The organism is Micropruina sp. (assembly GCF_047607385.1).
Taxonomy (GTDB): Bacteria; Actinomycetota; Actinomycetes; order Propionibacteriales; family Propionibacteriaceae; genus Micropruina.
In genome coordinates this window covers 14,807-27,772 of sequence record NZ_JASGDE010000081.1, presented here as the reverse complement: position 1 = coordinate 27,772, position 12,966 = coordinate 14,807, and the positions used below count along the sequence as shown (strand labels likewise).

General features: G+C 71.0%; 13 protein-coding genes. 8 read left to right on the top strand and 5 right to left on the bottom strand.

Annotated elements, in window-relative coordinates; all coding sequences use genetic code 11:
- The coding region (locus QM582_RS07480; protein WP_415083154.1) for a multifunctional oxoglutarate decarboxylase/oxoglutarate dehydrogenase thiamine pyrophosphate-binding subunit/dihydrolipoyllysine-residue succinyltransferase subunit at positions 1–3,661 on the top strand (3,661 nt) is incomplete at its 5' end.
- Positions 3,662–3,673: 12 nt separating this feature from the next.
- On the top strand, positions 3,674–4,822 hold the full coding sequence (gene galK / locus QM582_RS07475) for a galactokinase (protein ID WP_415083153.1): 1,149 nt from the start codon (positions 3,674–3,676) through the stop codon (positions 4,820–4,822).
- Here galK and QM582_RS07470 read toward each other — a convergent pair.
- A complete protein-coding gene (locus QM582_RS07470) occupies positions 4,740–5,177 on the bottom strand; it encodes a hypothetical protein (protein ID WP_415083152.1) in 438 nt (145 codons plus the stop codon). The genes galK and QM582_RS07470 overlap by 83 nt on opposite strands.
- 219 nt (positions 5,178–5,396) lie before the next feature.
- Between QM582_RS07470 and QM582_RS07465 the strand changes: the two genes are divergently transcribed.
- Positions 5,397–5,648, top strand: a complete 252-nt coding sequence (locus tag QM582_RS07465) for a WhiB family transcriptional regulator (RefSeq protein WP_264700926.1) — start codon at positions 5,397–5,399, stop codon at positions 5,646–5,648.
- A gap of 33 nt (positions 5,649–5,681) precedes the next feature.
- Here QM582_RS07465 and QM582_RS07460 read toward each other — a convergent pair whose 3' ends face one another.
- Positions 5,682–7,148 (bottom strand): sensor histidine kinase, encoded by a 1,467-nt coding sequence (locus QM582_RS07460; RefSeq protein WP_415083149.1) that lies wholly within the window; start codon positions 7,146–7,148, stop codon positions 5,682–5,684.
- A gap of 73 nt (positions 7,149–7,221) precedes the next feature.
- Between QM582_RS07460 and QM582_RS07455 the strand changes: the two genes are divergently transcribed.
- Entirely contained in the window at positions 7,222–7,296 is a 75-nt protein-coding gene (locus tag QM582_RS07455) for a 50S ribosomal protein bL37 (protein ID WP_413774476.1), read from the top strand.
- Between the two features lie 64 nt (positions 7,297–7,360).
- On the opposite strand, the gene rsrA is transcribed toward QM582_RS07455, so the two are convergent.
- The 3 genes from rsrA to QM582_RS07440 all read right to left on the bottom strand — a co-directional run bounded on the left by rsrA (position 7,361) and on the right by QM582_RS07440 (position 9,124).
- Complete coding sequence (rsrA, locus tag QM582_RS07450; protein ID WP_415083147.1) at positions 7,361–7,612, bottom strand: mycothiol system anti-sigma-R factor; 252 nt, start codon at positions 7,610–7,612, stop codon at positions 7,361–7,363.
- The gene (locus QM582_RS07445; RefSeq protein ID WP_415083146.1) at positions 7,599–8,309 is read right to left on the bottom strand and encodes a sigma-70 family RNA polymerase sigma factor; all 711 of its coding nucleotides are present in this window, start codon (positions 8,307–8,309) and stop codon (positions 7,599–7,601) included. Before QM582_RS07445 ends, rsrA begins: the two co-directional genes overlap by 14 nt.
- 95 nt (positions 8,310–8,404) lie before the next feature.
- Positions 8,405–9,124 carry an SOS response-associated peptidase gene (locus QM582_RS07440; protein WP_415083144.1) on the bottom strand — a complete coding sequence of 240 codons (720 nt, stop codon included), beginning with the start codon at positions 9,122–9,124 and terminating at the stop codon, positions 8,405–8,407.
- A gap of 59 nt (positions 9,125–9,183) precedes the next feature.
- Between QM582_RS07440 and QM582_RS07435 the strand changes: the two genes are divergently transcribed.
- From QM582_RS07435 to QM582_RS07420, 4 genes are read left to right on the top strand one after another with little or no spacing between them, the layout of a single operon-like run.
- On the top strand, positions 9,184–9,789 hold the full coding sequence (locus QM582_RS07435) for a DoxX family protein (protein WP_415083143.1): 606 nt from the start codon (positions 9,184–9,186) through the stop codon (positions 9,787–9,789).
- Entirely contained in the window at positions 9,786–11,051 is a 1,266-nt protein-coding gene (aroA, locus tag QM582_RS07430; RefSeq protein WP_415083141.1) for a 3-phosphoshikimate 1-carboxyvinyltransferase, read from the top strand. The genes QM582_RS07435 and aroA overlap by 4 nt, the downstream gene beginning before the upstream one ends.
- Positions 11,048–12,055, top strand: a complete 1,008-nt coding sequence (gene rsgA, locus QM582_RS07425) for a ribosome small subunit-dependent GTPase A (RefSeq protein WP_415083139.1) — start codon at positions 11,048–11,050, stop codon at positions 12,053–12,055. Before aroA ends, rsgA begins: the two co-directional genes overlap by 4 nt.
- Positions 12,056–12,070: 15 nt before the next feature.
- Entirely contained in the window at positions 12,071–12,898 is an 828-nt protein-coding gene (locus QM582_RS07420; RefSeq protein WP_415083138.1) for an inositol monophosphatase family protein, read from the top strand.
- The last annotated feature ends 68 nt before the right edge of the window (positions 12,899–12,966 follow it).

Below are 12,966 nucleotides of genomic sequence, written 5' to 3'. Positions count from 1 at the left end.
GGCGGCCGCGCCGGCGCCCCAGCCGCCGGCGCCCGCTCCCGCGACCGCGGCGGCACCGAAGCCGGCCCAACAACAGTCCCCGCCGGGCTACACCGTCGTGGTGGACTCCCGCGCCACCGCGTCCACGCCGGCACCGAAGCCGGCCCCGGCCGAACCCCAGCCGGGTGAGCGTGCCGCCCGGGTCGAGTCCAGCGGCAGCGCCCGGCACGACCTGGCACCGGAGTCCCCCGGCTCCGGGATGGGCCTGTCGGCCAACCGGCCCAGCCTCACCGTCCGCAACGCCACCGCGTCCGAGCCGACCCGGGTGCAGCTCAAGGGCGCGCCGATGCGCACCGCGCGCAACATGGACGCCTCGCTGTCGATGCCGACCGCCACCTCGGTGCGCAACGTGCCGATGAAGCTGGCCATCGACCAGCGGCAGATGGTGAACGCCCACCTGGCCCGCACCACCGGCGGCAAGATCTCCTTCACCCACCTGATCGGCTTCGCCATGATCCAGGCGTTGAAGCGGGTGCCGGCGATGAACAACTCCTACGACGAGGTCGACGGCAAGCCGTTCCTGGTCGAGCCCAACACGATCAACCTGGGCCTGGCCATCGACCTGCCTCGTCCGGACGGTGGCCGGCAGCTGCTGGTGCCCAACATCAAGGGCTGCGAGAGCCTCAACTTCGGCCAGTTCTGGGCCGCCTACGAAGGCGTGGTGCGCAAGGCCCGCGCCGGCAAGCTGGAGGTCTCCGACTTCCAGGGCACCACCGCCACGCTGACCAACCCGGGCGGCATCGGCACCAGCCATTCGGTGCCGCGGCTGATGGCCGGCCAGGGTCTGATCCTGGGCGTCGGCTCGATCGACTACCCGCCGGAGTTCCAGGGCGCCTCGCAGCGCCGGATCACCGAGGCCGGGGTGTCGAAGGTGACCACGCTCACCTCCACCTACGACCACCGGATCATCCAGGGCGCCCAGTCGGGCGAGTTCCTCAAGGTGATCCACGAACTGCTGCTCGGCAAATACGGCTTCTACGACGAGATCTTCGCCTCGCTGCGGATCCCCTATGCGCCGATCCGCTGGGCGCAGGACGTCAGCGCCGAGCGCCCCGGCCAGATCCCCAAGTCGGCCCGGGTGTTCTCGCTGATCGCCGCGTACCGCCAGTTCGGGCACCTGATGGCCGACATCGACCCGCTGGAATACCGGCAGCGCTCCCATCCGGAACTCACCCTGGAATACCACGGCCTCACGCTGTGGGATCTGGACCGTGAATTCCCGGTCGGCAATTTCGGCGGCCACGACGGCGAGGTGATGCCGCTACGCGACATCCTGTCGACTTTGCGCGGCTCGTACTGCCGCAGCATCGGCATCGAGTACATGCACATCCAGGACAACGAGCAGCGGGCCTGGATCCAGAAGCGGGTCGAGGTGCAGCACGCCCCCTGGCCGCGCGAAGAGCACCTGCGCATCCTGGACCGGCTCAACGAGGCCGAGATCTTCGAGACCTTCCTGCAGACCAAATTCGTCGGCCAGAAGCGATTCAGCCTGGAAGGCGGCGAATCGACCATCGTGCTGCTGGACGAGTTGTGCGACCAGGCCGCCAACGCCGACCTGGACGAGGTATGCATCGGGATGCCGCACCGCGGCCGGCTCAACGTGCTGGCCAATATCGTCGGCAAGAGCTACAGCCAGATCTTCAAGGAGTTCGAGGGCAACGTCGATCCCCGGCTGGCTCAGGGCACCGGCGACGTCAAGTACCACCTGGGCGCCGAGGGTGAGTTCACCGCGCTGTCCGGCAAGACCATCAAGACCTCGGTGGCCGCCAACCCCAGCCATCTGGAGGCGGTCGACCCGGTGCTGGAGGGCATCGCCCGGGCCAAGCTCGACCAGCTCGGGGTCTCCGACGGCTACCCGGTGCTGCCGATCCTGCTGCACGGCGACGCCTCCTTCGCCGGCCAGGGCGTGGTCTACGAGACCCTGCAGATGAGCCAGCTGCGTCCCTACAAGACCGGCGGCACCGTCCACGTGGTGGTGAACAACCAGGTCGGCTTCACCACCGCGCCGCTGGATTCCCGCACCGCGGTGTACTGCACCGACGTCGCCAAGGCGATCCAGGCGCCGATCTTCCACGTCAACGGCGACGATCCCGAGGCGGTCGCCCGGATCGCGCAGCTCGCCTTCCAGTACCGGCAGCGGTTCAACAAGGACGTCGTGCTCGACGTGGTCTGCTACCGCCGCCGTGGTCACAATGAGGGCGACGACCCGAGCTTCACCCAGCCCCGGATGTACGACCTGATCGAGCAGAAGCGCAGCGTCCGCAAGCTCTACACCGAGGCCCTGATCGGTCGCGGCGACATCAGCACCGAGGACGCCGAGGCCGTGCTGACCCGGTTCCGCGACGGCCTGGAGAGCGTCTTCAAGCAGGCCCGCGAACAGGCCCAGGAGGACGACAGCTACCGCCGGGTGCCCTACTACCCGCCGAAGCTCGGCAAGACCCAGGGCACCACCATCACCGCCGAGACGATGGCCAAGGTGGCCCGGGTGCACGTCACCTTCCCCGAGGGCTTCGCGGTGCACCCGAAGGTGCTGCCGCAGTTGCAGCGCCGCGCCGACGGCATCCTGCACGGCCCGATCGACTGGGCGACCGCGGAGTCGCTGGCCTTCGGCTCGCTGCTGCTGGAGGGGCGTCCGGTGCGGCTGGTCGGCCAGGACAGCCGGCGCGGCACCTTCGTGCAGCGGTTCGCCGCCGTGGTGGACCGCAACACCGCCGAGTCCTACGTGCCGCTCAACCATCTGGCCCCCGACCAGGGCACCTTCCAGGTCTACGACTCGCTGCTCAGCGAGTACGCCGCGATGGGCTTCGAGTACGGCTATTCGGTGGCGGCGCCGGACGCGCTGGTCTGCTGGGAGGCGCAGTTCGGCGATTTCGCCAACGGCGCCCAGACCATCGCCGACGAATTCATCGCCTCCGCCAACGCCAAGTGGACGCAGAAGTCGGGTGTGGTGCTGATGCTGCCGCACGGCTACGAGGGCCAGGGCCCGGACCACTCTTCGGCCCGGATCGAGCGCTGGCTGCAGCTGTGTCACGAGGGCGCGCTGGCGGTCTGCCAGCCGTCCACGCCGGCCAGCTACTTCCACCTGCTGCGCACCCACGCCTACGTGAACTGGCACCGTCCGGTGGTGATCGCCACGCCGAAGTCGATGCTGCGCAGCAAGCAGGCCGTCTCGCAGCCGACCGACTTCACCCAGGGACGCTGGGAGCCGGCGGTCGGCGACCCGACCATCGCCGACCCGTCGCAGGTGCGCCGCATCCTGCTCTGCTCGGGCAAGATCCGCTGGGATCTGGTCACCGCGCGCGCCGAGGCGGGGCTGGACGGCAAGGTCGCGATCCTGTCCCTGGAGCGGCTCTACCCGCTGCCGGCCAAGGAACTCGCGGCGCAGCTCGCCCAGTACCCGGCGGACGCCGACATCCGCTTCGTCCAGGACGAGCCGGAGAACCAGGGCTCCTGGTGGTTCCTGCAGCAGCATCTGCCCGAGGCGGTGGCGGCCTTCCTGCCCGGCTACCAGCTGACCATGACCGGGGTGACCCGGCCGGCGGCGTCCGCCCCCTCGGTGGGCTCGCTGAAGATCCACCGACTGCAGCAGGACGACCTGCTCACCCGCGCCTTCGCCGAGTAGGGAGAGAAGAAGATGAACCTCGACCTGGCGGTCCTGGACGCCTTCCGCGGCCTCACCGGCGGCGACCCGGAAGGGATCTGGCGGGCTCCGGGGCGGATCAACCTGATCGGCGAGCACACCGACTACAACGACGGCTTCGTGCTGCCGTTCGCGCTGCCGCAGGCCGCCTACCTGGCGGCGTCCCGGCGCGACGACAACCGGATCCGGATCGTCTCGGTCGATCTCGGCGAACGGTTCGAGACCGACCTGGCCGATCTCGCGCCCAACCACGACGGCTGGCACGCCTACCTGGCCGGCGTCTTCTGGGCGCTGCGGGAGGCCGGCCACGACGTCGGCGGCGCCGACCTGGCGCTGGCCTCCGACGTGCCGATCGGCGCCGGGCTGTCGTCCTCGGCGGCGATCGAGTGCGTGCTGGTGGAGGCGCTGAACGACCTCTACGACCTCGGCATCGACCCGATGGCCCGTGCCGTCCTGGCCCGCCGGACGGAGAACGGCTACGTCGGCGCCCCGACCGGGCTGATGGACCAGGCCGCGTCGATGCTGTGCACCGCCGGCCATGCGCTGTTCCTGGACTGCCGCTCGCTGAGCGTCGACCAGGTGCCGCTGGATCCGGGTGCGCACGGCCGGGCCATCCTGGTGGTCGACACCGGCACCCGGCACAGCCATGCCGGCGGCGAGTACGCCACCCGGCGCGCCGACTGCGAGCAGGCCGCCCGCGAGCTGGGCGTCCCGGCGTTGCGGGACGTGGCCGCCGACGGATTGGACGAGCGGCTGGCCGGGCTGTCCGATGAGCGGCTGGTCCGCCGGGCCCGGCACGTGATCACCGAGAACGACCGGGTGCTGCAGGCCTGTGCCGCGCTGCGCCGGGACGACTTCGCCGCGCTGGGCGAACTGATGACCGCGTCCCACGCCTCGATGCGGGGCGACTACGAGATCACCGAGGAGTCGGTGGACCTGACCGTGCAGACGGCGCTGGACGCCGGCGCCACCGGTGCCCGGATGACCGGCGGAGGCTTCGGCGGCTGCGTGCTGGTGCTCGCCCCGGTGGAATCGCTGGGCGCCATCACCGCCGCGGTGACTACGGCGTTCGTTGACTCCGGCCGAAGCGCCCCAGCAACCTTTGTGGCCAGGCCGTCGGCGGGCGCGGGTCGGCTGAACTGACCCGCTCCTTCAGCGCCCGGGTGGTGCTGGGCAGCACCACCCCGACCACGGTGGCCAGGCAGAGCAACACCAGCAGCCACATCCACGGCTGTTCCAGCAGGTACTCGCCGAAGCCGAACCCGGACATCAGCGCGAACGCGGCCACCGGTCCCCTGGCCCACAGCCGGAGCCGCCACAGGCCCGCGCCGGCAGCGATCAGGATCAACCCGTAGGCGGCCAGCAGCACACCGATCTGGACGCTGAACACGCCGTGCCCGGAGGCGGCGCTGATCGCGGCGAAGACGATGAAGGTGAGCCCCAGCGCGACGCTGCAGGCCACCGCGGTCACCAGGCCGGCCGGACGGATCTGTTGCACGCCCCAACCGTAGACCAGCCTCGGCACCGCGGCCCTAGGAAAATGCGCTGTCAGCGGAATCGACGGTGAGAAAGGGTTCAAGGGCTGGCGAGGGTCTTGCCCTGAGCACCTACCATTGCCAGGCTTCTATCGTTACAGTTCGTGTGCCGTATGGACACCGGGGCGCCCCCGCCCCCGCCCGGCACGAATGATTCTCCCCAGTAAGGAGTTGGAAACCGCATGGATTGGCGCCATCGGGCTGCCTGCCTCACCGAAGACCCGGAGTTGTTCTTTCCAGTTGGCAACACCGGTCCGGCCCTGATGCAGATTCAGGAGGCCAAAAAGGTGTGCAAGCGCTGCGACGTCCGCGAGGCCTGCTTGCAGTGGGCTCTGGACGCCGGACAGGATCACGGCGTATGGGGCGGTCTCAGCGAGGACGAACGACGTGCGCTGAAGCGCCGTGCCGCCCGCTCCCGGGTCCGCGCCGGCTGAACTTCGCCACCCGCGACCTCGACCGGACGCCGCTCAGGCGACCGGAATGGTCACCCGCGCCACCGTCCCGACCCCGGTCTCGGAGGTGCTCAACGAGAAATCGCCGTCCATGTCGTCCACCAGTGTGGTGACGATGGACAGGCCGAGGCTGTTGGTGGTGTCCAGCGAGAAGTCGGGCGGGAGCGGAGCTCCCTCGTTGGTCACCTCGACCACCAGCCGGCCGTCGCTTTGGCAGGGCTTCACCCACACCACGCCGCGCTCCTGGCCCAGGCCGTGTTCGATCGCGTTCTGGCACAGCTCGGTGAGCACCAGCGACAGGCTGGTGGCGACGTCCGCGGGGACGTAGCCGAAGGTTCCCTCGCGACGCAGCTGCACCGGCCCGCCGGTGGCGGCGACGTCCACCACCATCCGGAGCAGCCGGTCGGCGACGTCGTCGAATTTCACCGTCGTGTCGAAGGCCTGGGACAGGATCTCGTGCACCACGGCGATCGCGCCGACCCGCTTCATGGCGTCGGTCAGCGCACCGGTCGCCTCCGGGGACGAGATCCGGCGGGCCTGCAGCCGCAACAGCGCCGCCACCGTCTGCAGGTTGTTCTTGACCCGGTGGTGGATCTCCCGGATGGTGGCGTCCTTGGTGACCAGCTGCCGTTCCCGGCTGCGCAATTCGGTGGTGTCCCGGCACAGCACCAGCTGCCCGCAGGGCCCGTCGGCGTCGTTGAGGTTGATGATCCGCAGCCGCAACTGGACGTCGGTGGTCTCCACCTCGACCTCGCGCGGGCCGCGTCCGCGCAGCACGGTGGGCAGCGCCATCTCCACCGGAGCCCGGTTGCGCAGCAGCGACATGGTCACCGCGGCCAGGCTCTCGCCCTCCAGGTCGGTGTGCAGCCCGAGCCGGCGATAGGCGCTGACCGCGTTCGGGCTGGCGAAGGTGACCAGCCCGGCGGCGTTGGTCCGGATCATCCCGTCGCCGACCCGCGGCGACACCCAGGGCACCGATTTGTCGCCCTTGTCGCCGCCGGTCGGGAACTCGCCGCGATGCACCATGCCGGAGAGCACGTCGGCGGCCTCCAGGTAGGCGTCCTCCAGGGCGCCCGGGGCGCGAATCCCCATCCGGTTGGTGTGCGCCTCGACCACGGCCAGCACCCGTCCGTCCAACACCACGGGGATGGCGTGGACGTCCACCGGGATGCCGGAGTTGAGCTGGTTGTCGCTGGTCCGGGCGATCTCGTGGGACATGTAGGCCTCGGTGACCAGATGCTCGGGGTCGTAGTGCACCTCCTCGCCGACCACGTCGTCCTCCAGCGCGGTGGGTCCGGTGGTGGGCCGCACCTGGGCGCAGGCCCAGAACACGTTCTCGTCGACGTCCGGCACCCACAGGATCAGGTCGGAGAAGGCCAGATCGGCAAGCAGGTGCCATTCGGCTACCAGATGCTCCAACCAGGCCACGTGGCGGGGGGCGAGTGCGGTGTGCTCCGCGATCACGTCGGCCATCGACAGCATGCCTGCCACCCTATGGCAGAATGGCAAGCCGCGCGGACAGCGCCTCAAGCGCAGACAACGACAGGAGATAACGATGGGCAAGGGTGGACGCAAGCGTCGTTCCCGCAGGAGGAACAAGGCGAATCACGGCAAGCGGCCCAACGCCTGAACCGTGATGGAAACCCCCGGCACCGATCGGTGCCGGGGGTTTCGGTCGTTGTGGACCGGGAGTTTCAGTCGTTGCGGACGATGACCGTCATGGTGGTCACCTGGCTGACCCGGACGCGCAGCGTCTCGGGCGCCCGGGACGCCGTGCAGCAGCGCTTCACCAGGGCCCGGATGTGCTCCTCGACGCCGAATTTGTCCAGGCACGGCTCGCAGGCCGCCAGGTGGGCGCGGATGGTGTCGGCGTCCGCGTCGTCGAGCTCGTTGTCGAGGAACTCGTACAGCCGGGCGAGGGCCGCCGAGCAGTCACCGCCGCTCATCGTCACCACCCCGCCGGGAAAGTCCGTGTTCGTCGGCGTAGCCGGCCAGGGCGGCGCGCAACTGGTTGCGTCCCCGGTTCAGCCGCGACATCACCGTGCCGATCGGGGTGCCCATGATCTCGGCGATCTCCTTGTAGGAGAAGCCCTCGACGTCGGCCAGGTAGACCGCCAGCCGGAAGTCCGGCGACAGCGCGTTCATCGCGTCCGTGACCGCCGAATCGGGCATCCGGTCCAGGGCGTCCATCTCGGCGGTGCGCAGGCCGTCCGAGGTGTGCGCCTCGGCCCGGGCCAACTGCCAGTCCTCGATCTGGTCGCCGCCGGAGGTCTGCGGCTGCCGCTGCCGCTTGCGGTAGGTGTTGATGTAGCTGTTGGTCAGGATCCGGTACAGCCAGGCCTTCAGGTTGGTGCCCGGGGTGAACTGGTGGAACGACGCGAACGCCTTCACATAGGTGTCCTGCACCAGGTCTTCGGCGTCCGCGGGATTGCGGGTCATCCGCAGCGCCGCGCCGTAGAGCTGGTCCAGATAGCCCATGGCGTCCCGCTCGAACCGGGCGGCGCGCTCCTGTGGTGTCTCCGTCGCCAGGTCGACGGCGGCTTCCTCGTCAGCAGCAGGGATGGTCATCGCGTACGAGAGTAGCGGGTCGGCCAGCCGGGCGGCCGGTCGGTCATGGACCGGTGCGTCGCGGAGGGAGCTCATCACATGCCAGGAAACGCCGGTCGGCGATCGGCTATTCCCTGGTCAGGTCGCCCCAGATCGCCCGGTTGGAGGTCTCGACACACCCGCGGCCGGCGCTACGACTCCGGCAGCGGTTCGATCAGTTCCGGCCCGTCGTTGCCCACCGTGCTGACCAGCCGGGAGACGGCGTAAGCCTCCAGCTGGGCGCCCGGGGCGTCCAGCAGGTCCAGGGCGCCCTCGGTCCGGTGCGGGTCGAGCCAGGCGTCCCAGGCCTCCGGGCGGACGGTCATCGGCATCCGGTCGTGGATGTGGCCGACCGCGTCCGCGGCCGTGGTGGTGATGATCGTGCAGGTGCTCAGCCACTCCCCCGCCGGGCTCTTCCAGAACTCGTACAGGCCGGCCATGGCCAGCCGGGACCCGTCGGCGGGATGGATGAAGAACGGCTGCTTGGGCGGACGCCGGCTGGCCGGCAACTCGGCGCTGCCTTCGGGGGCATACCACTCGTAGTAGCCGTCGGCCGGCAGCAGGCAGCGGCGCACCGCGAGCGCTCGCCGGAACGCCGGCTTCTCGGCGACGGTCTCGAACCGGGCGTTGATCATCCGGGCGCCGCCCTTGGCGTCCCGCGACCAGGACGGCACCAGCCCCCAGCGCAGTTCCACCAGCTTGCGGACCACCCGCGCCGGGGCGTCCTTGGGGGTGCGTTCGACGACCGCGAGGACGGGGTCGGTGGGGGCGATGTTGTAGCGCGGCGGCGGCACCTCGTCCGGCATCTCGTCGATCTCGAAGACCTCCTCCAGCCAGGAGGCGTCCGCCGACGACGCATACCTTCCACACATGGGGGTGAGAGTAGACGAAGGCGCTTGGACAAACGACGGCCAGGCGCTAGACATAGAGCATGAGTCTGCTGCGATTCGCGGCCCGCACGATGCTGGCCAGTTTCTTCGTCGTGAACGGTGTCAAGGCGATGCGGGATCCCGAGCCGCTGGTGGGGGCCACCGAGCCGCTGGCCAGGACGGTGCTGCCGTTGGCCGAGAAGATGCTTCCGCCCCAGGCGGTCGCCTACCTGCCCGAGGACGCCAAGGGCCTGGTCCGGCTGACCGGGCTGGCCCAGGTGGTGGGCGGGCTGAGCCTGGCCACCGGGATCGGCCGCCGGCTCGGCGCCGGTGCGCTGGCGGTGAGCATGGTCCCGCACCTGCTGGCCAGCAACCCGTTCACCGGCGACTCCGACGCCGGCGGCAAGGAGGTGTTCCTGCGCAACCTGGCGATCACCGGCGGGGTGCTCCTGGCCGCCCAGGACACCGAGGGCCAACCGAACCTGGCCTGGCGGGCCAAGAACCGCGCCGAGCTGCTGGGCCGCGAGGCCGAGCACACCAAGGCGACGATCACCCGGGAGGCGGCGCACGCCAAGGCCAGCCTGGCCCGCGAGGGACGCCGCACCGCACGCAAGGCGAAGCGGGTGGCCGCCAAGGCGTCCAAGAGCATCGAAGGTGCGCTGAAGTGACCTCCGCGGCGGCCCCGGCACGTCCCGGGCCGCTACGGGCCACCATCGTGGTCCCGGGCTCCAAGTCGGCGACCGCCCGGGGTTACGTGCTGGCCGCGCTCGCCGACGCGCCGAGCGTGCTGACCGGGGTGCTGGACGCCCGCGACACCCGGCTGATGCGGGCCGCCCTGGCCACTCTCGGCGTCGGCTTCACCGACCTCGGTGGGGGTGCCGTCCGGGTGAGTCCGCCGCGGCGGTTCCAGGCCGGCGACGTCGAGGTGGGCCTGGCCGGCACCATCATGCGCTTCGTCCCGCCGCTGGCCGCGCTGGCCGACGGTCCCAGCCGGTTCGACGGCGACCCCGAGGCCCGGCTGCGTCCGGTGACGCCGCTGCTGGACGGGCTGGCCCAGGCCGGCGTCCGGATCGAGCATCCGGAGGCGCTGCCGTTCACCGTGCACGGCAGCGGTGCGGTGCCCGGCGGGCGGGTGCGCATCGACTCCTCCGGGTCCAGCCAGTTCGTCTCCGGCCTGCTGCTCGCCGGCGCCCGTTTCGACGCCGGCCTCGACCTCAGCCACACCGGCGGCGCGCTGCCGTCGCGGCCGCACATCGAACTCACCGTGGCCATGCTGCGCGACCGCGGCGTCCAGGTCGAGAGCGTGCCGGGCGAGGATCGCTGGCGGGTCGCTCCCGGCCCGATCGGCGCCCGCGACGAGGCGATCGAACCCGACCTGATCAACGCCGCCACCTTCCTGGCCGCGCCGCTGCTGGCCGGCGGCGCGGTGACCACGGCCTGGCCGGAGCACACCGTGCAGGCCGCCGACACCATCCTGGACGTGCTGCGCCGGCTGGGCGGCGACGTCCGGCGCTCCCCCGGCTCCGTCACCGTCGCGGGGACCGGCACGGTGCGCGGCGCCGACCTCGACCTGTCCCGGGCCAGTGAGCTGACCTGCATCGCCGCCGCCCTGCTCGCCGTCGCGGACGCCCCGGGCCGGATCCGTGGCGTCGGCCACGTCCGCGGTCACGAGACCGACCGGCTGGCCGCGTTGGAGACCGAGATCAACGCCCTGGGCGGACAGGTGCGGCAGACCGAGGACGGGCTGGCGATCACCCCGGCGCCGCTGACGTCCGGCGTCTTCGGCACCTACGCCGACCATCGGATGGCGCACGCCGGCGCGCTGCTCGGCCTCGCCGTCGACGGCGTCACCCTGGACGACGTCAGCTGCACCACCAAGACGCTGCCGGACTTCCCCGGGCTGTGGGCCCAGCTGGTGGGCCGCGGGTGAACCGCCGGCTGCGTGGTGCGATCACCGAGGACGACCACGCCGGCTTCGGCCGGCCACCGCGCCGCACTCGTCCCCGCACCAAGGACCGGCCCAACTACTCCGACGCGCCGCTGGCGATGGTGACCACCATCGACCGGGGCCGCTACCGCTGCCTGCTCGGCGACGTGGCGCTGACCGCGACCAAGGCGCGGGCGCTGGGCCGCAAGGGCGTCATCGTCGGCGACCGGGTCCGGGTGGTGGGCGACCTGAGCGGCACCGAGGGCACCCTGGCCCGGATCGTCGAGGTCGAGCCGCGGCGCACCGTGCTGCGCCGCACCGCCGACGACACCGACCCGTTCGAGCGTCCCATCGTCGCCAACGCCGACCAGCTGGTGATCGTCACCGCGCTGGCCGACCCGCCGCCGCGGACCGGGATGATCGACCGCATCCTGGTGGCCGCCTACGACGCCGGGCTGGATCCGGTGCTCTGCCTGACCAAGGAGGACCTGGCGCCGGCCGACGAGCTGATCGCCGCCTATGCCCCGCTGGACGTGCCGATCGTGACGGTGCGGCCCGGTGCCGACCTGAGCGTGCTGCGGGAGTTGCTGACCGACCGCACCAGCGTGCTGATCGGGCATTCCGGGGTGGGCAAGTCCACCCTGGTGAACGCGCTGATCCCCGGGGTGGACCGGGCCACCGGGGAGGTCAACGAGGTCACCGGACGCGGCCGGCACACCTCCACGTCCGCGATCGCCCTGGAACTGCCCGGCCAGGTCGGCTGGGTGATCGACACCCCCGGCGTCCGCTCGTTCGGGCTGAGCCACGTCACCCGCGAGTCGATCGTCGCCGCCTTCGGCGACCTGGCCGAACTCACCGCCGACTGCCCGCGGGGATGCAGCCACGGCAGCGACGCCCCCGAGTGCGCCCTGGACGCCGCCGTCGCCGACGGCCGGCTGAGCGCCGAGCGGCTGGAGTCGTTCCGCCGGATGGAGGGCGCCTGGACGGACCGTCCGGCGTCCGGATGACGCGCCGAAGCGTCGATGAGGGTCGGCGGGCGCGGAACCGATAGGTTGAACGACATGGCGGAGCAGAGCTACCTCGACGACCTTCGACTTGCCCATGTGATGGCTGACAACGCCGATTCGTTGACCATGAGCCGGTTCAAGGCGCTCGACCTGAAGGTCGACTCCAAGCCCGACCTCACCCCGGTCAGCGACGCCGACGTCGCCGTCGAGGACGCCATCCGCCGCACTTTGAAGACCGCCCGACCCCGCGACGCCGTCCACGGCGAGGAGCGCGAGGACACCGGCTGGGGGCCGCGGCGCTGGATCATCGACCCGATCGACGGCACCGCCAATTTCGTCCGCGGCGTCCCGGTCTGGGCCACGCTGATCGCGCTGATGGTCGAGGACCGGGTCCGGGTGGGCGTGGTGTCCGCCCCCGCGCTGGGCCGGCGTTGGTGGGCCAGTGAGGGCGGCGGCGCGTTCTGCGGCAAGACCCTGCTACAGGGCCAGCCCTGCCGGGTCTCCGGGGTGACCAGCATGGACGACGCCTCGCTGTCGTACTCGTCCATCCACGGCTGGGTGGACAGTGGCCGAGGCCAGCAGTTCGTCGACCTGATGCGCGGCTGCTGGCGGACCCGCGCCTACGGGGACTTCTGGAGCTACATGCTGCTCGCCGAGGGCGCCGTCGACATCGCCACCGAACCCGAACTGGCGCTGCACGACATGGCCGCCCTGGACGTCATCGTCCGCGAGGCCGGTGGCCGGTTCACCAACCTGGACGGCGTGGACGGCCCGCACGGCCCCGGCGCCATCGCCACCAACGGCCTGCTGCACGACTCCGTCGTCCAACAACTGGCCGAGTAGCGCCTCGTCCCGCCCCATCGACAGCGGGCGGGTTCCGGCACCAAGTGCCGTGCCGCCATCCGCCCGGT

Bases quoted from the DNA above. Each gene is read 5' to 3' on its own strand.
- galK (WP_415083153.1), top strand. From the start codon at position 3,674: ATGAACCTCGACCTGGCGGTCCTGGACGCCTTCCGCGGCCTCACCGGC.
- QM582_RS07465 (WP_264700926.1), top strand. From the start codon at position 5,397: ATGGATTGGCGCCATCGGGCTGCCTGCCTCACCGAAGACCCGGAGTTG.
- QM582_RS07460 (WP_415083149.1), bottom strand. From the start codon at position 7,148: ATGCTGTCGATGGCCGACGTGATCGCGGAGCACACCGCACTCGCCCCC.
- rsrA (WP_415083147.1), bottom strand. From the start codon at position 7,612: ATGAGCGGCGGTGACTGCTCGGCGGCCCTCGCCCGGCTGTACGAGTTC.
- QM582_RS07445 (WP_415083146.1), bottom strand. From the start codon at position 8,309: ATGAGCTCCCTCCGCGACGCACCGGTCCATGACCGACCGGCCGCCCGG.
- QM582_RS07440 (WP_415083144.1), bottom strand. From the start codon at position 9,124: ATGTGTGGAAGGTATGCGTCGTCGGCGGACGCCTCCTGGCTGGAGGAG.
- QM582_RS07435 (WP_415083143.1), top strand. From the start codon at position 9,184: ATGAGTCTGCTGCGATTCGCGGCCCGCACGATGCTGGCCAGTTTCTTC.
- QM582_RS07420 (WP_415083138.1), top strand. From the start codon at position 12,071: ATGAGGGTCGGCGGGCGCGGAACCGATAGGTTGAACGACATGGCGGAG.